The organism is Bradyrhizobium sp. WU425 (assembly GCF_021052305.1).
Lineage (GTDB): Bacteria > Pseudomonadota > Alphaproteobacteria > Rhizobiales > Xanthobacteraceae > Bradyrhizobium > Bradyrhizobium canariense_D.
The window spans coordinates 5,756,243-5,775,714 of record NZ_CP088089.1; the positions used below are offsets into that span (position 1 = coordinate 5,756,243).

Below are 19,472 nucleotides of genomic sequence, written 5' to 3' on the forward strand. Positions count from 1 at the left end.
TCAGATCACGCAAGATATTTCTGTAACATAACAATCAAGTCTCGAATCTCCTCTCCAGGAGTTTCCGCGCCAGCGGCAATGGCCCCTTTTCATTGGTCCCACGACCATCAAGCCATTGTTCCGATGGGACAAGCAGCGCGCGATAGATGTCGCCGCACAACGCACGGGCGGCCTTGCCTGGCCAGTTCGCCGGAAGCAGGCTTTCGGGCAGCAGCGGATCGCGCAGCACGACTCGGCGATAATGGTGGATCAGGAGGATGCGCGCCGTGAAGGCGTCGGCCTCGGACAAGTCGCTGCCGCGCGCGATCGCGGCGCGCAGCGGCTCGAACGTCTTCATGAACTTGAGATAGGCGTCCGCGGTGCGATCCAGTGGCCAGCTCGCACTGAGCAGCCGGCGACCACTGTCATCCTCGGCCGAGACCTCCAGACGGATGGCGCCCGCGGCCTCGCCGGGCACTGGCACGCCTGACGGGGCGACCCACACGCCCGGCAGCGGGCTGCCGAAGCCGGCATTGCGGAGCGCCTCGCGCGAGGCATCGCGATCCTCGCCATTGCCGATCAGAAGCAGCTCGAAGCGCCCGGTCCAGTCGGATGGCGGCGGATCGTAGATATGGCGTGTCGCGGCCTCGAAGATCTGGCGGCCCTTGTCGGCCAAGCGGTAAAAACTATTGCGGCCGACCTTTTCGCGCGTCAGCCAGCCATCGGCAGCAAGCCGCGACATCGCGGTACGCACCACGCCGCTGTCGATGTCCAGGGTCTCGAAGAATTCCAGCAGCGTGCCGAGCCATACCGAACCGCCACGCGGCACGATGGCATCACCGAATACCGTGATGACGATAGAGCCGGTGCGCGACGGCTCGCGCTTGAGCTGATCGATGATGCGGGACAACGGATGCGCCATGCGCGAGGCATAGCGCGTTTGGTGCGGGCACGACAATGGACGGGTGCGACGCTCTTCTCCCTTGCCCCGTTCTTACGGAGAGAGGCAAAGAATTACCGATGCGGATCGGGATAGACCACGCTGCGCCAGCCGCTGCGGTCGAAGGGCCGCCAGCTGCCTTCCTTCTGCGCAAGGCGATCAGCCACCGCGAAGACAGCGGCGGGATGATGGCCCATGCCGCAATGGCTGCTCTCGATCTCGATGCTCTCGGTCTGCGCGCCCGTCTTCTCCATGCAGCCCTGCCAGGCGCAGACGCCGTCGGTGCGGCTGAAGATCGCCGTGGTCGGCACCGGCGGCGGAACGGCGAGATCGCCGCCGAACTGCGGGTCGACCTCGTTGGACTTCCGGCCGCTCGCCCATTCATAGACTCGCCAGGCATTGGTCGAATGCGGATCGCCGGCAAAGGGGCTGCCGAGCGTGATCACCTGGCGTACGCGGTCGGGCATCATCTTGGCGAGCTGGCGCGCATAGAGACCGCCGAGGCTCCAGCCGACCAGGCTGATCTTGCGGCCGTGCCTGTCGCTGAGCTCCTGAACCAGATCCACCATCGCGTGCTGCACGCCCTCGCGCAGGCCATAGTTGCGGCCTTGGCGCCAGCCGCTCACCGCATAGCCCTTGCCGGACAGAAAGGTGCGCAGTGCACGCGTGGACCCGTCGGAGGCCACGAGGCCCGGCAGAACCAGCACCGGATGCCCATCGCCGCGCGGCGCGAGGCTGAGCAGCGGCAGCGCGCCGAGGAAGGCGCCGAACTCGTGGATCGCTCGCCCTTCCAGGAACATCAGGGTGCGAGACGGCGGGCTCAGCGTCTGGGCAGTAGCGGTCATCAATGGTCCCCTTGGGAAAATTGCTGAAAAGGCCACCGGTTGTTTGCCGGCAGATGGGTATGGGATTCCAACACGCCGGCTTCTGGATCGTTCCGCAACGCAACATGAATCAGCTAGGCAGCGGGTTCCCGACATTCAAGCGGGAGACACCCCGGGCCACAATAGGCCCGCGCGTTAATGCTGACGTCCGTGACGCAAAAGTCACAACAATCGAAGCAGGAATTCTACGGAGTAAAGCGCAAGACCCGCGAGCCCCCCGATCAGCGAGCCGTTGAAGCGGATGTATTGCAGGTCGCGGCCAATGTTGATTTCGATCAGCGAAATCAGCTGCGCCATGTCCCACGACTTGACCTGGTCGGAGATGAAGGTCGAGACGCCGCTCTTCTGGTCCGCGACGAAACTGCGCAGCACCGCGACCAGCCCCTTGTTGATCTCGCCGCGCAGCTCGGCATCGCCCGCAAGCGCTTCGCCCGCCGCGACACACATTCCCGCGAGATGATGCTGCAGCACCTGCGTCTCGCCGCTTGCACTACGTTCGATGAAGGACCGCGTATTGGCCCAGACGGTGCGGGCGAGATCGGCAAGCTCGGGACGCGCGAGCAGATCGCGCTTCAAGCCGTCGATGCGGTCGATATAGGCCTGGTCGGTGCCGAGCCGGTCGACGAAGCTCAGCACCATGCGATCGAACTCGCCGCGAAAAGGATGTTTGGGATCGCTGCGCACTTCATTGAAGAACGCGGTGGCGGAGGCCACGATCTTGTTCACCAGAAACTTGTCGGCGCGATAGAGCCTGAGCAAGGTCGGCAATTCCGCGCGCACCTTCTCGCGGATGATCGCCATCGTCTCGGTCTGGTTCAGCGTCTCGTGCATCACGCGCAGAAGATCGTCGAACAGGATCTGGTGCCGCCCTTCCGCGACGAAGCCGCGCAACGTGCCGGCCGCGAGCGGCGCCAGATCGACGGCCTGGAGCTGCGAGGACATGCGGCGGATGATGAAGGTCATCAGACCGGAGCTCTCGGTCGCGGAGACAGCCTCCGGCAGCAGGCGCAGCGCAAAGCGCGCGAGGTCATCGCTGCGCTTGCGATCGCGCAGCCAGTCGGCGACGAAGGAGCCGAAATCGATCTCCTTCAGCTTGGCCTCGACGGGAGCGGCCTCGAGGAAATGCACCTGGATGAACTCGCCGAGCTTGTCGGCGATACGGGCCTGGTTGCTCTGGATGATCGCGGTGTGTGGGATCGGCAGGCCGAGTGGACGCTTGAACAGCGCGACCACCGCATACCAGTCGGCGAGCCCGCCGATGGTCGCGGCTTCGGCGAAGGCCGCGATGAATCCGAACACGGGATGTACGGGCAGCAGCCATTTCGCAACGACGAACAGGACAAGCGTCGAGCCCAGCACCAGCGTCGCCAGCGCTTTCACGCGACGCAATTCGGCTGCGCGTTCGGCGTCGCCGGGAGTGTCGAAAGAGAAGGCGCCTGATGGAGTCATCACAGCATCACCCTATCCGTCATTGCGAACGAAGCGAAGCAATCCAGAGTCTTTCCAAGGAGGCAGACTGGATTGCTTCGCTTCGCTCGCAATGACGGCTACGGCGGAATAACAAAAGGCCCGCCGAAGCGGGCCTCAAATTCAGTTTTTACTCAGGGGGCCGTATCAGGCGGTCTTGTTGTAGACCTTGGCAAAATTGTCCTGAGCGGACTTCGCACCGTTAGCGGCGAGCTTGCCGAAATAGTCGGTGGTCGCCTTGGCGCGCGAGACGAACGCTTCGCCGCGGGCGCGGAGCAGGCCGGACTGGATCTCGACAGCTTCGCTGAACGACTTGGCGGACGCGAGCTTGTCGATGCCTGCGAAGAATGCCTCGGCGTCCTCGTAGATCGCCTGCTGGATGTTGCGGCTGATCTTGCCGGCTTCGGTGACGGTCTCGGTCACCGCGTTTTCGACGGCGGCGGTCACGCGCTCAGAGCCAGCGAACACCTCGGCAGCACGGTCCTTGGCAGTGTTGGCGGACTTCTTGACGAACTCGCGGGCGGCCTCGGGAACTTCCAGGTTCTGGATGTTCTTGAACGCGTCCTTGAAGCCTTCGAAAGCGGTGTTGGTTTCGGTGGTCATTGGGGGTCTCTCCATCCTCATTGGTTGAGCTATGGGCTCACCCCGTCCGGTTTTGGCCCGGGGCACGGCTTATATGCCATAGTTAATTGTGCGATGCAATATCAATATTGCAGTGCGATATCACGAAACCGTGAATAGCCATGTTGAGAGGCATCTGGCGCCTCCCTGACCATCCGGGTTCCCGAACACCGTCCAGCGGTTCTCAATGCTGGACGGCGCCAAGCAGCCCATAGGCCTCCATCTGGGCCTGGACCTGCGCGATGTTGTGCCCGAGCACCACGATATCGTGGGTCTTGCCGTCGACGTCGCGAACATGGTCGCGCAGCAGTGCCTCGGCCTTGAAGCCAAGGCTCTCGAACAGCGTGATCGCCGCCTGCTGATCGACCGTCATTTGGACCGAGAGCTTCTCGAGGCCGGCCCCGAGCGCTAGGGCGAAGGTCTCCTGCGACAGCGTCCTTCCCACCCCCTTCCCGCGCACGTCGAGCGAAACCACCATTCGGATCTCGCCGACATGAGGCGACCAGGAGTGCGGATCGCGCACCAGCGTGCCGCAGCCGACGACCGTGCCGTCCCTGACCGCGAGCAGGCTCCTGATCGCGCCGCGCGCGATCTCCTTGACCCAGGCGGAGAGCACCTTCGGCTCACTGATGTTGCGCGGCAGGAACAACAGGTCGTGGGTCGGCAGGCCCTTGCCGAAGGCGAGCACCGCGGCTTCGTCCGCCGGGGACATCAGGCGGATCTCGATATCGCCCGCGTCCGTCTTCACATGGCGCGGATAGGAACGCTGCTCACTCATGTCGATCTCTTCCCCAGCCAGGAATCCAGTTTCGGCCACAGCCGCTTCACCGCATTGGCGCCGGCGACCAGCGAGACGTGACCGCCCTTCAGCATCACCTCCTCCTTGTCCTCCGATCCGATCTTGGCGATCAGGTGCTTTGCCGCCTCATACGGCACGATGTGGTCATGCTCGGCGACCGCATGCAGGAACGGCACCTTGATGTCCTCGAGCTTCGCCGCACGGCCGCCGACCGACATGGTGTCGTTGAACAGCTTGTTGTCCCACATCAGGTCCTTGGTGATGGTGCGGAAATATTCGCCGGCCAGCGGCAGCGTGTCGGTCGCCCAGCGGTCGAACATCCGGTAGGATTTGACGAACTCGTCGTTCCAGATGTTTTCCCAGAGCTGGATCTGGCTGACGGTGCGGGAGGCCGGGCGCAGCATCTCGAACGACGACAGGATCATCTCGGGCGGCACGTTGCCGACGCTGTCGACGAGGCGATCGACGTCGAAATAGCGACGGTCGGAGAAGTTCGAGAACAGCTTCATCTCGCGAAAGTCGATCGGCGTGGTGAAGCAGATCAAATTCTTCATCGGCCCATCCTTGTGGATCGAGCCGTAGAGCAGCGACAGCACGCCGCCGAAGCAATAGCCGATGACGGAGACGTCCTGTTCGCCGGAATCCTGCTGCACGCGGCGGATGCAGTCCGGGATGAAGTCGAGGACATAATCCTCCATGCGGAGGCTCTTCTCCTCCGGCCGTGGCGCGCTCCAGTCGAGCATGTAGACGTCGTAGCCGCGCTTCAACAGGAACTCGATGAAACTCTGGCCGGGCACGAGGTCGAGAATGTAACCGCGATTGGTGGTCGCCATCACGATCAAAATCGGAATTCGATAGATCTCGTCGGACATCGGTCGATAGTGGTAGAGGCTCATCGTGCCGCGTGAATGCAGCACGTCCTTCGGCGTCGACCCGAGCGTGGGGCCGGACGTCGAGAAATATTCGACGCCCTTGATGCTTCTCTGGATGGCGCGTTGCACCTCGGACTGGATGCGCTCCGGGATCCCTGCGAAGTCTAATCCGGCGGGTGCATTCATGTCTTCTCTCCGCCTTCAGACGGCGGGCGCTTGGTGCGCGGCGGGCGCAATGCAGTATCGGAGCCCTGAGAAATTCCGGAACTTGCCGCCATCTGGCTCAGCATCGACTTGATCTCACCGATCTGTCCTTCGATGGACTGTAGCCGTTCCGCAAGGCCGGTGACCTGGTCCCGGCTCGGCAGATTCATGGAGACCAGATATTTCTCCATGAGGTCGCCGAGCTGCTTCTGAGCACCTGCAGCAACGCCGCCGGCCCGGTTCACGGCTTGCGAAAACTCGGGCGACGACATGGCCTGATTGGCGAAGGAGTTGAACCCCTTCTCCATCTCGCCAACCATCTTCTGCCACATGGCAATGGGGTCGTTGCTTTTGTCGGTCATCGGCGTCCTCCTGAAAGCGAGAGCTTCGATGCCCTTCCTTTTTCGCCATACCACACCGTTGCGCGGTGCCGGTCAACCGGCAAGCAGCGGGTCCGGTGTCGCGGACGCGGCTTCATTGCGAGGGGAAACCGTGCGATACAGCATTAATCAAAAGCCGAGGGAACGCACCCGTGAACGCCTATCATCCGCCGCAAACCGTCCACGCCAACGGCATCGACATCTGTTACGAGACTTTCGGCAACGACAGTGCCGAGCCGCTGCTCCTGATCATGGGGTTAGGCGCCCAGATGATCCACTGGGACGATGCGTTCTGTGAGCAGCTCGCCGCGCACGGCTTTCGCGTCATCCGGTTCGACAATCGCGACATCGGCAAGTCGAGCCATCTCACAGGCGGCAAGCGTCTGACGCCGCTCGAGCTGTTGAAGCTCCGGTTTCTCAGGATTCCTGTGGCCGCAACCTACAAGCTGATCGACATGGCAAAAGACACTGTCGGGCTGATGGATGCGCTCGGCGTCAAGTCGGCGCACCTGGTCGGGGCGTCCATGGGCGGCATGATTGCGCAGGAAGTGACGTTGTCGTTTCCCGAGCGGGTGCGCTCGCTCACCTCGATCATGTCGACGACCGGCAATCCGCGCCTGCCGCCCCCGACACGCGAGGCCGCCGCGATGCTGATGGCGCCGCCGCCGCGCAGCAAGGAGGAGTTCATCGTCCGCTACGGCCAGACCTGGAACGTGTTGCGGGCCGGGTCCTTCCCGGAGGAAGAGGCGCTCGATCCCGGTCGTGCAGAGCGCGTGTTCGCGCGCGGGCTCAATCCGGCCGGTGTCGGCCGGCAGCTCCGCGCGGTGCTCGCCTCGGGTAGCCGCAAGGAGCGGCTGCATGGCGTCAAGACGCCGACACTCGTCATCCACGGCACCGTCGATCCGCTGGTCCGCCCCGAGGGCGGCAGGGACACGGCAGAGTCAATTCCGGGGGCCAAGCTGCTGATGATCGACGGCATGGGCCACGCGCTGCCGATGCGGTTCTGGCCGGACATCATCGACGCCATCGCCAAGCACGCCCATGGCGCGGAGGTGCAGGCGGCGTAGATTGACCGACGCAGACAGTCTCCTCACGGTGACCATGTGAGCTGCCGGTTACTCTCTTAACGCGTGCCGGTGCGAAAGCTATACAGGCCTCCTTCAATCGCTGAGAACCTCAATCGCCAACAAAGAGGCCGCGGCCTCTCGGAGTTCACATGCATCTCATCGTCCGGTCGGCCGCAATCGTCGCTGCTTCAGTCCTCACGCTGTCCCTCGCCAGCGGCGCCGCGATGGCGGGTGGCGCGCAAGAAGAAGCCAATCGCAAAACTGTCCTTGCGTTCTACGAGAAGGGGCTCAACCAAAAGGACGCCGATGCAGCCCTCGCCTATGTCGGCGACCGCTACGTCCAGCACAATCCAAACGCGGCCGATGGTCCGGACGGATTCCGAAAGTTCATTGGCTTCCTGCGCGAGAAATTCCCGAACTCGCACAGCGAGATCAAGCGCAGCTTCGTGGATGGCGACTACGTCATCCTGCACGTTCACGCGGTTCGCGAGCCCGGCAGCAGGGGCAATGCGATCGTCGACATCTTCAAGCTGGAGAACGGCAAGGTTGTCGAACACTGGGACGTCGTGCAACCGATCCCGGAAAATCCGGCGAACAACAACACGATGTTCTGACGGATCGAACCGGTTGCTGGGCAGGCGGCCTAGCTCTTCCTCGCCAGCCAGATCACGTGACGTGCGCCACCGCCTCTTCCGGTGGCGCGGATATTGACTTCGTTGACTTCGAATCCGGCGCTCCCGAGCCGCTTGGTGAAGGCCGGGTTGGGCCCCGAGGACCAGACCGCGAGCACGCCGCCCGTCCGCAGCGCCGTCTTCGCCGCCTTCAACCCACTCGCATTGTAGAGCGCATCATTGCCCTTCCGGGTCAGCCCTTCCGGCCCGTTATCGACGTCGAGGAGGATGGCATCGAATGCCGACCGCTGCGCCCGGATGATTTCGCCAACGTCGGTTTCCCGGATGCTCACCCTGACGTCATCGAGACTGTCACCGAACACCTGCGCCATCGGACCCCGCGCCCAGGCGACCACCGCCGGCACGAGCTCGGAGACAACGATCTTCGCCTTGCTTCCGAGCACGGTCAGCGCCGCACGCAGCGTAAAACCCATGCCCAGGCCCCCGATGAGGACGACAGGTTTTGCGACCGTCTCGATCTGCTTCGCCGCGAGCGTGGCGAGCGCGGCCTCCGAGCCCGACAGGCGGTTGTTCATCAGCTCGTTGGTGCCGAGCTTGATTGAGAACTCCTTGCCTCGCCGCATCAGGCGAAGCTCTTCATCGGAGCCGGGGATTTTGGCGGTATCGATCTTTTCCCAGGGAATCATGCGAGAGCTTTAGCACGTCCGGCTGCCGGGTTATCCACCCGCCCATACGTCCAGAACATACCGGTTCTTTGCACCCATCTCCTCGATCCAGCGGGCAGCCGTGGCGGCATCGCTGCCGCTCTTCTCGCGATGGATCGCGACCAGCGCCGCCTTCACGTCGGGCTCCATCTTGCTGCCGTCGCCACAGACATAGATGATCGCGCCCTGCTCGATCAGCGGCCAGATCTTGTCCTTCTGCGCAGCGAGGACGTGCTGCACATAGGTCTTTGGCCCCTCCGCGCGCGAGAACGCCGTGAACAGCTCGGTGATGCCGCTCGCCGCCAGCGCCTTCAGCTCGTCCGCGTAGAGAAAATCCTGATCGGGATGACGGCAGCCGAAAAACAGCATGGCCGGACCGAGCGCGGCGCCCTTGACCTTGCGCGCGGCGCGCTCCTGGAGGAAGCCGCGGAACGGCGCCAGTCCCGTGCCCGGGCCGATCATGACGATCGGCACGGATGGATCGTCCGGGAGCCGGAAGCCGGCCTTGGTCTCACGCACGATTGCATGGATAACGTCGCCCGCGCGTCGATTGGCGAGATAGTTCGAGCAGATACCCTTGTACGTGCCGCGGCCGGAGGCGGCCGGTCCTTCAACCACGCCGACCGTGACGCTGCAACGAACCGGGTCGACCGACGGCGAAGACGAGATCGAGTAATAGCGCGGCGCCAGCAGGGAGAGCATTTCCAGATAGACGTGGAACGGCAATTCACAGGCCGGATATTCGAGCAGCAGATCGAACACCGATTTTCGCCTCGCCAGAATCTCGGTGCGATAACGCTCGAGTGTTTCAGCCTCCTCGCCAACGAAGGCCAGCAGTTTTGGTTTCGTGACCGGACAACGCGTATGCTCGGTAATGATCTGAATCTGCTTCCGTGTCGCCACTTGCTGGAGCTCGACGAACTCGCTGAGCAGGCGGCCCACTGACACGGCATCGCCGACCGGCAATTGCGCGCGGCGGCCTTCGGCGACCTGAAGCCTGATCTGGTCGGCCGGCAGGAAGCCGAAGCGACGGGCAACCGAATCCACCAGCGTCGGATCGTTGCGCGGGACCACACTCAGATGATCGCCGACGCGGTACGTGATGTTGGACGGCAGCTGCACCTCGATGTGGCGCGTCGAGCGCTCCGACGGATTGGAACCGGCCTTGTTCTGAAGCTCGTCATTGACCAGCACCTTCATGGCCACCGCGCCGCCCTGGGCGACGATGGTGTTGACGGCGGTCACCGCGACCGGCTCGATCGCGTAGAGCGGATCATCCTCCGCGGTACGGGTGAAATTCCAGTCGATGCCGAATTCCTTGGTCGCGACCTGGGCGGCCGCCGGGAACCATTTCTGAAACTGGCCGTCGAGATCGCTGCGCGCATCGCCTTCGCCACGCGGATAGACCGCGCGCGCACCATGCGCCGATAATTGTTCATCGATGAAGCGCGGTACCGATTGATAGGTCGCGGCCCAGTCGCTGTTGCCGCAGCCGAACACGGCGTAGCGCACATCGGCAAACGCATCCTTCGGCAGCTCGTCGCCGAGCCATTTGACAAATTGTGTCGCATTGTCCGGCGGCGCGCCGTTATAGGAGGCGCAGATGATCAGGACGCCGCCCTCCCGCGGCAGCTTGCCGACGTAATCGTCGAGCGGCCCCAAATGCACGGCAAAGCCGTTGATCTCGGCAAGGTCGGCCATCCGCGTCGCCAGCTCTTCGGCGGTGCCGAGATTGGAGCCGTAAAGTACGAGCATCGGCGTGTTGTGGCCGGGGCGCGCGGTGGGCTGGCGCGGTGCCTTCGGCGCCGACGACACCGCTACAGGTCCACCATAGGCGCCGCGCTCGCGATCGGCGCGCGGACGGACCTTGATCTTGAAGCCTTCCGGCTTCATCGTGAGCGTTTCCTTCAGATGCATCTGGTAGCGCTGGTGGTCGACCAGCTTGAAGCGCTGGAGGATCATGCCGAGCGCGAGCGCGGCCTCGTGCATGGCGAAGCCGCGGCCGATGCAGGCGCGCTGGCCGTTGCCGAACGGCTTCCAGGCATTGATCGGCCGTTTGGCTTCCGCCTCCCGGCTGAAATTCTCCGGATCGAACGCATCCGGGTTGGGACCCCAGACAGAGGGATCGCGATGCAGCGCGGTCACCAGGATGGTGGTGAACGTGCCCTTCCTGAGCTTGTACTTGCCGCCGCCGATAGCCTCGTCGTTCAGTGGGGAGATGCCATAGGCCGGCGCCGGCGGCCATAGCCGCAGCGCCTCCTTGAGGATCTGCGTGATGTAAGTGAGCTGCGTGACCTGTTGATAGGTCGGACGCACGTCGACATTGGGACCGAGGACGCGGTCGACCTCGTCATAGGCTTTTTTGAGAATGTCGGGGTGCTTGAGCAACGCATAGAGCGCGCAGGACAACAGGCCGCTGGTGGTCTCGTGGCCTGCGATCAGGAACGTGTTGATCTGGTAGCGGATGTTGACGTCGTCGAGCTGCTCGCCGGTCGAGCGATCGACGCCCGTCATCATCGCCGCAAGCATATCCTTCTTGTCGTCGGTCGCCTCGCCTCCCTTGCGGCGCTCCGCAATGATCTCGTCGACCATCCTGTTCATGAAGTCGACATCTTCAGCCATGGTCTTGCGGCGCTTCTGCATCCAGAGCTGCTCGAACGGCAGGCCGCGCGTCATCATGATGGTTTCGAGCGAGCGCACCAGCGACTCGACGAAGGGGTGGTAATCGCGCCGGTAGAACGAATTGAAGCGGTAGTCGAAGCCGCACAGGCCGATCGTATCCAGCGTCAGCGCCGTCATGTCGTGGACGACGTCGATCTCGTCGTCGGCGTTGAGCCGTTCCCATTTGCCCACGAGCTGCTCCGCGATGTCGACCATGCTCGGGTGATAGGACTGCATGGCGCGGTTGCCGAAAGGCTGGAGCAGGATGTTGTGCGCCTTGCTCCAGTTCGGCTCCCTGGTGTCGGCCGTGAACAAGCCGTCGCCGCCGACCGCGCGCACCCGCCGCAGGGCACCGCGCACCGTCTTGTCGAAACGCTTCTCGTCGGAGAGCTCGTCGACGAGATCGTGGCCGGAGACGACCACGATCGGCGAGCCCATCATGTCGAGCCAGAAGATCGGCCCCAGCTCCTTGGCAAGCCGGGTCAGATGCTGCACCGGTGCGGCCGAATCCAGCGACAGCATGTTGCCGACCACCGGCTTGGTCGGCGGCTGCGGGATCGGGTCCAGACGGTTCTTCGATGACATTAAAAGTGCTTCCCCTGCCTCGGTATTCAACGCCGTCGTTGCGAGCTAGCCAAACCGCCTTCTACGCCATTCGATCAGCTTGGCGCTGACTTCCTCCGGCTTCTCCTGCTGCGTCCAATGGCCGCTGTCGCGGACCAGATATTTTTCCAGATCGGGGATCAGCTTGTCCATGCCATCGGCGGAAGACGGCGGCAACACCGCGTCGTTCTCGGCCATGATCATCAGCGACGGCACGCGCACCGTATGATCGAGCCCTTCGGCGCGCATCCAGTTGCGGGACATATTGCGGTACCAGTTGATGCCGCCGGTGAAGCCCGTCCTGGTGAAATTGTCCACGAACACCTTTTTCTCTTCGGGCGACAGGATCGGCGTGCGAGGATCGTGCTTCGCATCGTAGCCCGCGATCATCTGCGGAAATGCCAGGTTCAGTCGCGGGGAGGCACCGACACCCGCGACGACTTCCTCCGCCGGAGCATCTGCCGGGCGCGCTACGGGCTGGCGCATGAAGGCATCGAAGGTCTGCTCGACGCGACTGCCAAAGATCTTGTCGGGCTCACGCGCGGGATCCTGGAACTGCACGATATACATCTTTTCGCCGAAGCGCGCGCGCAGGAGTTCGATCGGATCGGCCCAGGCGCGGTTGGTATGAGGCGTATTGATGCCGACCACGCCGGCGACCCGGTCGATGTGCCGGAGTGGCATCTGCCAGACGATAAAACCGCCCCAGTCATGGCCGACGAAGATCGCCTTGTCGATCTGAAGATGGTCGAGCAGGCCGATCAGATCGCCGGTCAGGTGCTCGATGTCGTAGTCCTCGACCGGCTCTGGCCGGTCGGTCGCGCCGTAGCCGCGCTGGTCCGGCGCGATCACGCGGATGCCGGCCTCGCTCAGCGCCTTGATCTGGTGGCGCCAGGAAAATGCGAGTTCGGGCCAGCCATGGCACAGCACCATCGGCGGCTTGTCTGTGACCGGGCCCGCCTCGTAATAGCCCATGCGGATTCCGTTCGTCTGTACGAACTTGAGCGGTGGCATTTCAATCATCGGAACATTCCTACTCAGCGGCGCCCTTTATGTCCGCCGCGGGCGAAGCATAGGCAGCCTCGAGCGCGGCGAATTCTTCCGGCAGCATGTCGCACATCACCTGCACGTGCGGAATGATGTTGGCGCCGACGATGAAGCCGAAATCGAGCTGGTCGCGATAGCTCTGCACGGTGATGTTGAGCGCCTGTCCGTGCGTCGAGATCGATACCGGGAAGATGTGCAACAGCTCCGCGCCCGCGGCGTAGAGCGTCTGCCGCGGCCCCGGCACGTTGGACACCGTAATGTTCGCAGCCGGCGGCAACACATTCGACAAGTCGGAGCGGCTGTAGAGCAGCGCCATGATCTGCACGACAATCGGCGCGCCCAGCATCGAGATATTGGAGATCTGCGGCATCAGAGCCCGCAGTGGATGCGACATCTCCTTGGACTTGGTCGATTGCGCGATAATGGCTTCCAGGCGTGCCTTGGGATCGTCGATGTTGGTTGCGATAGAGCAGATCATGCCGAACACCTGGTTGTTGGCGTCGGTGTTGCCCTCCTCGCGCAGCGAGATCGGTACGGCAGCGGTCAAGGACTTCGCCGGCAGCGTTCCATGTTGCTGCAGGTAGCGCCGGACCACCCCGGAAGCGAGCGCCAGCACGACGTCGTTGAGTTTGCCGCCGGCCTGCTTGGCCAGCGCCTTGGATCGCGACAGCGAAATCGAGACACCGGCGAAGCTGCGCTCGGACGAGATCGATTTGTTGAGCATGGTCGGCGGCGAGACCATGCTGGCGAGGCTCTCGCGCGATTTTGGATCGGATATCTTGCCGAGCACGTCCGAGACGCTCTTGACCATGGTTGGGATGTTGCCGGCAAAGCGCACCGCACTCTCGATCTGGTACATCGCATTGTCGAACAGGATCGAACCGATATCGCTCTTGCCGGTGCGTGGCAGCTGCAGATTCTTCGCGGCCGCCGATGGATCGAGCGGCTGGGTGAAAAGCTGCTGGTAGGAATCGACCAGGTTCGCTGCGATGTCGCGCGGCTCCTGCCCGGGTTTCGCTCCCGCGGTCGGCGGATCGACCTTCCGCGGGATCGGCGAGATGTCGTAGATCATGTTGGTCAGCGCCGCACCGGCGCCGCCGTCGATGGCGGCATGATGCATCTTGGAATAGAGCCCGACCTCGTTGTCCTTCATGCCCTCGAACACGTAGAACTCCCAGAGCGGGCGGGCACGGTTCAAGAGCTTGGCGTGCATCCAGCCCACGATGCGTTCGAGCGTAGCGCGGTCGCGCGGCTGCGGCAGGCTGGCGCGGAAGATGTGACGGTCAATGTCGAACTGATCGTCCTCGATCCAGGAGGGATGATCGATATCGAGCGGCGCCTTCTCCAGCCGCGCTTTGAGGATCGGCGCGATGTGCAGGCGCGAGACGATCATCGCCTTGAAATCTTCGAAGAAGTCGCCCTTGTAGTCGTCCGGCAGACGAAAGATCGCCATGCTCCCGACATGCATCGGCATTTCCGGCGTTTCCAGATAGAGAAACGACGCGTCCAGCGACGACAGCTTCTTACCGTCAGCCATAGTTCCCTCCCGAGTATTTGACGGGCGCCTTAGGCGGCGCTTCTCGTCAGGCCGATACTGCCTGTTCCGGCGGGGCATATGCAATGGCAAACGGCCCTGCCCTGTCAAATGGCCAGAACTCTCCCTCCGGTTGCGCAAGGCGGTCCGCCACGGCCCACAGCGCCGCGGGATTCACCCCAAGCCCGATATGGCTCGCCAGGTGCACCTCGATGTTCTCGGCACGGTCGGAGGGACGCAGCAGGCAGGTCCGCCAGTTCACAATCCCGTCGGCGCGCGAATAGATCGACGTCGCCGGCACCGGAAGATCGCCGGCGATCGCCACGCGCAGCTCGGCGAAATCCTCGACACGCTCGCCGGACATCATCTCGTAGAGCCGCGTCGCATTGGTCGCCCGTATGTCATTGGCAAAAGGGCTGCCGAGCGTGATGGCATTGCGGACCATGTCGGGCGCCTGGAGCGCGAGATCGCGCGCATAGACGCCGCCGAGACTCCATCCGACCAGGCTGACCTTGCGGCCGCTCGCAGCATGGATTTCGGCTAGACGGGCGCGCAACGAATCCCGCATCCGTCCGAACCCGCCGAAATTTCGGCCCATCCGCCAGGCATGTGCCTCATAGCCAAGCTCGCTGAGATAGCGCCGCATCGGCGCCATCGAGAGATCGCTGGCGAGGAAGCCAGGCAGCGCCAGCACCGGATGGCCGTCGCCTTTTGGCGCCCGCATCAGGACCGGCGACAGCAGCAGGCTGGCGTTGAGTTCGAGCAACCCACGGGCTTCGGCGAGCAGCAAAGCAAGGCCCGGCGGACGAAGCCGGCCTGAGGTCTGCGGCCCGTCCGGACCGGGCGGCATTATTTCTTCTTATCGCCGCTGCGCGTGCCGCCGAGGCCGGCCATGGTGACGAACATGTCCTGAAATCGCTCGGCAAGCTTTGGATCGAAGGTGAACCAGCTCTGGATCAGCGATTCCGGCGAGACCTTGTCGATGTTGCTCAGAACCTGCTGCTGCAGCTTGTCCATGACCGCCGTCTGCATTGGTGCCAGGTCGGGCAATCCGATGAACTGACGGGCTTCGAGGGGGGTACAGTCGATTTCGATGTTAACTTTCATGTCCCCTCCAGATGAGATTCGAGCGGCCTACTGCAGTATCGCCGCGAGGCGGTGTACAACGCAAGCGACCTGAAGCCGGTGGCGGCGCTCCGGCTTCCCCGATCGGCGGATATGGTCAATCAAAATCGGCCGCGGCCGCGCCCGTCCTCCCGTCATGCCGGTCAGCATTGCTGCACAGCGGTGCAACTTGGCGCGTTCCTTGCTGGAATGGCGCTTGCACGGGTCGAGAACTCTGGGCAACATGGTTCGATCAGCCCCGCCGAACAATCAAAAATGACGGTGCGGGCGAGTGGAGAGGTCAAGAATGTCAGTCGGACGAAGTCTGTTTGCGGCGACGCTCGCCAGTATGCTTGCGTTGGCGGTCTCGCCGGCGTCGAGCCAGACGCTGCGCTACGCCAACCAGGGCGATCTCAAGTCGCTTGATCCGTATTCGCTGAACGAGTCCACCACGCACGCTCATCTCGGTCACGTCTATCAAGGCCTCACCGCGCGCGACAAGGACCTGAAGATCATCCCGGCGCTGGCTGAGAGCTGGGAGACACCGGAGCCGACCCGCTGGCGCTTCCATTTGCGCAAGGGCGTCAAATTTCATAACGGCGACCCCTTCACCGCCGACGACGTGCTGTTCTCCGCCGATCGCGTCCGCAACAAGAACTCGAACATGCAGACCCGGCTGGCGCCCAACGTCAAGGTCGTCAAGGTCGACGACTACACAGTCGATTTCGTCCTGCCCTCGCCCAATCCCATCCTAAATTCGTCGTGGGATGTCTGGTACATCATGGACAAGAAATGGGCTGAGGAGAACAAAGCGGTCGAGCCGACGCCGGTGTCCGCGACCTCTCCGAGCTATGCCTCGCTTCACGAGAACGGCACCGGTCCCTTCATCATCGAAAGCCATCAGCCCGGTGTGAAGACCGTGTTCAAGGCCAATCCCAACTACTGGGGCAAGATGGAAGGTAACCTGAAGGAGATTATCTTCACCCCGATCTCGTCCGATGCCACCCGCGTCGCCGCGCTGCTCTCGGGTGAAGTGGACGTGATCGAGCCGGTGCCGATCCAGGACATCTCCCGCGTCGATGCGAGCCCGAATGCCCAGGTGCTGAAGGCCCCTGAGTTGCGCACCATCTTCATCGGATTCGATCAGACGCGTGACGAGCTGCTCTACTCCAACATCAAGGGCAAGAACCCGTTCAAGGATGTCAAGGTCCGCGAAGCCTTCTACAAAGCCATCGACATCGAGCTGATCAAGACGCGGGTGATGCGCGGGCTGTCCACGCCCTCGGCGCTGATGATCGCTCCGGAATTGTTCGTGCTGTCCAAGGAGTTCACCCGGCCGAAGTTCGATCCAGATGGTGCCAAGAAGCTCCTGGCCGAGGCCGGGTACCCCGAAGGCTTCGAGGTCACCATGGATTGCCCGAACGATCGGTACGTCAACGACGCGGCGATCTGCCAGGCCGTCGTGGGCATGCTTGCCCGCATCGGCGTCAAGATCAATCTGCTGGCGCAGCCCAAGGCGCAATACTTCGCCAAGGTGTTGAAGCAGGGCGGCTATCAGACCTCGTTCTACATGCTGGGCTGGACGCCGAGCACGATGGACTCCCATAACGTGCTCTACGACATTATGGGCTGTCGCGACGATGCGAAATCATCGCGCGGCGAGGCCAATCTCGGCGGCTATTGCAACAAGGAATTCGACGCCATCACCGACAAGGTGCTGGTCGAAACCGACACCACAAAGCGCAACCAGCTGATCAAGCAAGCGTATGAGATCAGCATCAAGGACTGGGCTTATATTCCGCTGCACCAGCAGGCGCTGGCCTGGGGCGTATCGAAAAAGGTCAACCTGCCGCAGCGCGCCGACAATCTGGTCATGTTCCACTGGGCGACCAAGAAGGAATAGCGTCAGTTGAACACAAGGTCCCGGCAGCGTCAGGCTACCGGGACCTTTCCTTTTCGGCTGACAAAGACGTCGGCCAGACGCACACTCAAGGAAAGTGGAAGGCATGCTCGCTTTCACTCTTCGCCGGGCCGTTCAGGCCATCGGCGTCATGTTCGCCGTCGGCATCATCGCGTTCTCGATGTTCCGCTTCGCCGGCGACCCCATCAACCAGATCGTCTCGCTTGATACGCCGGCGGCCGAACGCGCCGCCGTGCGCAAGTCGCTGGGCCTCGATGATCCCGTGCCGGTGCAGTTCGTGCGCTATTTCGCCGATGCGGCGCAATTCAAGTTCGGCGTCTCCTATCAGTTCCGCCAGCCGGTCTCGACGCTGTTGATGGAGCGTATGCCGGCAACGCTGGAACTTGCGATCTGCGCGACCGTATTTGCAATGGTCTCCGGCATCCTGATGGGCGTCTATTCGGCGCTCAGGCGCGACACCCTGCTCGCCAAATTATTCCAGGCGGTTTCGCTGATTGGCATCTCGCTGCCGACTTTCCTGATCGGCATCCTTCTGATCTACCTGTTCGCAGTGACGTTGGGCTGGTTGCCCTCGTTCGGCCGGGGCGAAGTCGTCAAGCTGGGTTGGTGGACCACGGGCCTGCTCACATTGTCGGGCCTGAAGGCGCTGATCATGCCCTCGATCACGCTCGGCCTGTTCCAGATGACCCTGATCATGCGGCTGGTGCGCGCGGAGATGCTGGAAGTGCTTCGGACAGATTATATCCGCTTTGCCCGCGCCCGCGGGCTGACAACCCGTGCCATTCATTTCGGCCACGCGCTGAAGAACACGCTGATTCCGGTGATCACGGTAGCCGGCCTGCAGTTTGGCTCGGTTATTGCATTTTCGATCATCACCGAAACCGTGTTCCAATGGCCCGGCATGGGACTTCTGTTCGTACAGGCCGTGCAAAACGTCGATATCCCGATTATGGCCGCCTACTTGCTGATGGTCTCACTGATTTTCGTCACCATCAATCTGGTGGTCGACATCCTCTACACCGTCGTCGATCCGCGCCTGCGCGCGACCGTCGGCCGCGCCACATAAGGCAGCCTGTATGTCCGAAGTGGTCGCCTCTCATCCCGACAAGCCGAGCACGCTGCCGACGCATGCCGCCCGCAGCTGGTTCAGTCGCGCACTCAACAGCGACATCTTCTATTCGTTTCGCCGATCCAAGCTGACCATGGTGGCGGCAGTCATTACCGTGCTGTTCTTCCTGCTCGCGATCTTTGCCTCCGCGCTCGCGGTGCAGGACCCGTTCGATCCGGCACAGCTCCAATTGATGAATTCCCGGATCTCACCGCTCTGGACCGCCGAGGGGCAGAGCCCGTTCCTGCTCGGCACCGACGAGCAGGGCCGCGACGTGTTCTCCGCCATTCTCTACGGGCTGCGCATCTCGCTCGCCGTCGGCGTGGCCGGCGTGATCTTCGCCGGCGCGCTCGGCATCGCGCTTGGCCTGGTCGCCGGCTATTTCGGGGGCGCGGTGGACGGCGTGATCATGCGGATCGCCGACGTGCAACTCACTTTTCCCGCCATCCTGATCGCGCTGCTGGTCAACGGCATCGCCAAATCGATCCTCGGCAACCGGCTGGATGCAACCAGCATGCTGGTGGTGCTGGTGATCTCGATTGGCCTGAGTTTCTGGGTCGGGTATGCCCGCACGGTGCGCGGTTCCGTGATGGTCGAGAAGAACAAGGATTACGTGGCGGCCGCGCAATTGATCGGCCTTCCCGCACCAAAGATCATGTTCCGCCATGTGCTGCCAAACACGATGGGTCCGATCCTGGTCATCGCCACGATCAACCTTGCGCTCGCCATCATCACCGAGGCAACGCTGTCCTTCCTTGGCGTCGGCCTGCCCGACACAATGCCCTCGCTCGGCACGTTGATCCGCATCGGCAACAACTACCTGTTCGCGGGCGAATGGTGGATTGTGGCCTTCCCTGGTATCGCGCTCGCTGCCCTGATCCTGTCGATCAACCTGCTCGGCGACTGGCTGCGCGACGCGCTCAACCCGAAGCTCCGATGAACAAC

At 62.8% G+C, this 19,472-nt stretch carries 18 protein-coding genes; 5 read left to right on the forward strand and 13 right to left on the reverse strand.

Translation table 11 applies throughout. From position 1 onward, the window contains the following. Nucleotides 1–34: 34 nt before the first annotated feature. The 7 genes from paaX to BcanWU425_RS27905 form a co-directional block, all read right to left on the reverse strand. On the reverse strand, nt 35–901 hold the full coding sequence (paaX, locus tag BcanWU425_RS27875) for a phenylacetic acid degradation operon negative regulatory protein PaaX (protein ID WP_018457021.1): 867 nt from the start codon (nt 899–901) through the stop codon (nt 35–37). Between the two features lie 92 nt (nt 902–993). Continuing rightward, a complete protein-coding gene (locus BcanWU425_RS27880; RefSeq protein WP_018457022.1) occupies nt 994–1,764 on the reverse strand; it encodes an esterase/lipase family protein in 771 nt (256 codons plus the stop codon). Between the two features lie 201 nt (nt 1,765–1,965). Continuing rightward, on the reverse strand, nt 1,966–3,252 hold the full coding sequence (locus tag BcanWU425_RS27885; RefSeq protein ID WP_018457023.1) for a DUF445 domain-containing protein: 1,287 nt from the start codon (nt 3,250–3,252) through the stop codon (nt 1,966–1,968). A gap of 165 nt (nt 3,253–3,417) precedes the next feature. Next, complete coding sequence (locus BcanWU425_RS27890; RefSeq protein ID WP_204510614.1) at nt 3,418–3,873, reverse strand: phasin; 456 nt, start codon at nt 3,871–3,873, stop codon at nt 3,418–3,420. A gap of 202 nt (nt 3,874–4,075) precedes the next feature. Further along, nucleotides 4,076–4,669, reverse strand: coding sequence for a GNAT family N-acetyltransferase (locus BcanWU425_RS27895; protein ID WP_204510613.1), 594 nt, complete (start codon nt 4,667–4,669; stop codon nt 4,076–4,078). Beyond that, nucleotides 4,666–5,748, reverse strand: coding sequence for a PHA/PHB synthase family protein (locus BcanWU425_RS27900; protein ID WP_026233284.1), 1,083 nt, complete (start codon nt 5,746–5,748; stop codon nt 4,666–4,668). Before BcanWU425_RS27900 ends, BcanWU425_RS27895 begins: the two co-directional genes overlap by 4 nt. After that, the gene (locus tag BcanWU425_RS27905; protein WP_018457027.1) at nt 5,745–6,128 is read right to left on the reverse strand and encodes a hypothetical protein; all 384 of its coding nucleotides are present in this window, start codon (nt 6,126–6,128) and stop codon (nt 5,745–5,747) included. The genes BcanWU425_RS27900 and BcanWU425_RS27905 overlap by 4 nt, the downstream gene beginning before the upstream one ends. Nucleotides 6,129–6,298: 170 nt before the next feature. On the opposite strand from BcanWU425_RS27905, the gene BcanWU425_RS27910 reads away from it, so the two are divergent. Together BcanWU425_RS27910 and BcanWU425_RS27915 are read left to right on the forward strand one after the other, a co-directional pair. After that, nucleotides 6,299–7,213, forward strand: coding sequence for an alpha/beta fold hydrolase (locus BcanWU425_RS27910; RefSeq protein ID WP_204510612.1), 915 nt, complete (start codon nt 6,299–6,301; stop codon nt 7,211–7,213). A gap of 149 nt (nt 7,214–7,362) precedes the next feature. Continuing rightward, nucleotides 7,363–7,827 carry a nuclear transport factor 2 family protein gene (locus BcanWU425_RS27915; protein ID WP_204510611.1) on the forward strand — a complete coding sequence of 155 codons (465 nt, stop codon included), beginning with the start codon at nt 7,363–7,365 and terminating at the stop codon, nt 7,825–7,827. A 29-nt stretch (nt 7,828–7,856) separates the two neighbouring features. Here the strand turns inward: BcanWU425_RS27915 and BcanWU425_RS27920 are convergent, their stop codons facing one another. The 6 genes from BcanWU425_RS27920 to BcanWU425_RS27945 are packed head-to-tail and all read right to left on the reverse strand — an operon-like array spanning nt 7,857 to nt 15,501. Further along, on the reverse strand, nt 7,857–8,531 hold the full coding sequence (locus BcanWU425_RS27920) for a spermidine synthase (RefSeq protein WP_204510610.1): 675 nt from the start codon (nt 8,529–8,531) through the stop codon (nt 7,857–7,859). A gap of 30 nt (nt 8,532–8,561) precedes the next feature. Continuing rightward, nucleotides 8,562–11,795 (reverse strand): bifunctional cytochrome P450/NADPH--P450 reductase, encoded by a 3,234-nt coding sequence (locus tag BcanWU425_RS27925; protein ID WP_204510609.1) that lies wholly within the window; start codon nt 11,793–11,795, stop codon nt 8,562–8,564. 45 nt (nt 11,796–11,840) lie between these two features. Then, nucleotides 11,841–12,836: an alpha/beta fold hydrolase gene (locus BcanWU425_RS27930; RefSeq protein WP_018457032.1), complete on the reverse strand. Its 996-nt coding sequence runs from the start codon at nt 12,834–12,836 to the stop codon at nt 11,841–11,843. Nucleotides 12,837–12,846: 10 nt separating this feature from the next. Then, nucleotides 12,847–14,397: a WS/DGAT/MGAT family O-acyltransferase gene (locus BcanWU425_RS27935; protein ID WP_018457033.1), complete on the reverse strand. Its 1,551-nt coding sequence runs from the start codon at nt 14,395–14,397 to the stop codon at nt 12,847–12,849. Between the two features lie 46 nt (nt 14,398–14,443). Continuing rightward, nucleotides 14,444–15,244 carry an esterase/lipase family protein gene (locus BcanWU425_RS27940; protein WP_018457034.1) on the reverse strand — a complete coding sequence of 267 codons (801 nt, stop codon included), beginning with the start codon at nt 15,242–15,244 and terminating at the stop codon, nt 14,444–14,446. Beyond that, a complete protein-coding gene (locus BcanWU425_RS27945) occupies nt 15,244–15,501 on the reverse strand; it encodes a DUF6489 family protein (protein ID WP_007593837.1) in 258 nt (85 codons plus the stop codon). The genes BcanWU425_RS27940 and BcanWU425_RS27945 overlap by 1 nt, the downstream gene beginning before the upstream one ends. A 304-nt stretch (nt 15,502–15,805) precedes the next feature. On the opposite strand from BcanWU425_RS27945, the gene BcanWU425_RS27950 reads away from it, so the two are divergent. From BcanWU425_RS27950 to BcanWU425_RS27960, 3 genes are all read left to right on the forward strand, one after another. Then, complete coding sequence (locus BcanWU425_RS27950) at nt 15,806–17,401, forward strand: ABC transporter substrate-binding protein (RefSeq protein WP_018457035.1); 1,596 nt, start codon at nt 15,806–15,808, stop codon at nt 17,399–17,401. 103 nt (nt 17,402–17,504) lie between these two features. Continuing rightward, nucleotides 17,505–18,485, forward strand: a complete 981-nt coding sequence (locus BcanWU425_RS27955; RefSeq protein WP_007607877.1) for an ABC transporter permease — start codon at nt 17,505–17,507, stop codon at nt 18,483–18,485. Nucleotides 18,486–18,495: 10 nt separating this feature from the next. Continuing rightward, nucleotides 18,496–19,467, forward strand: coding sequence for an ABC transporter permease (locus BcanWU425_RS27960; protein WP_018457036.1), 972 nt, complete (start codon nt 18,496–18,498; stop codon nt 19,465–19,467). The last annotated feature ends 5 nt before the right edge of the window (nt 19,468–19,472 follow it).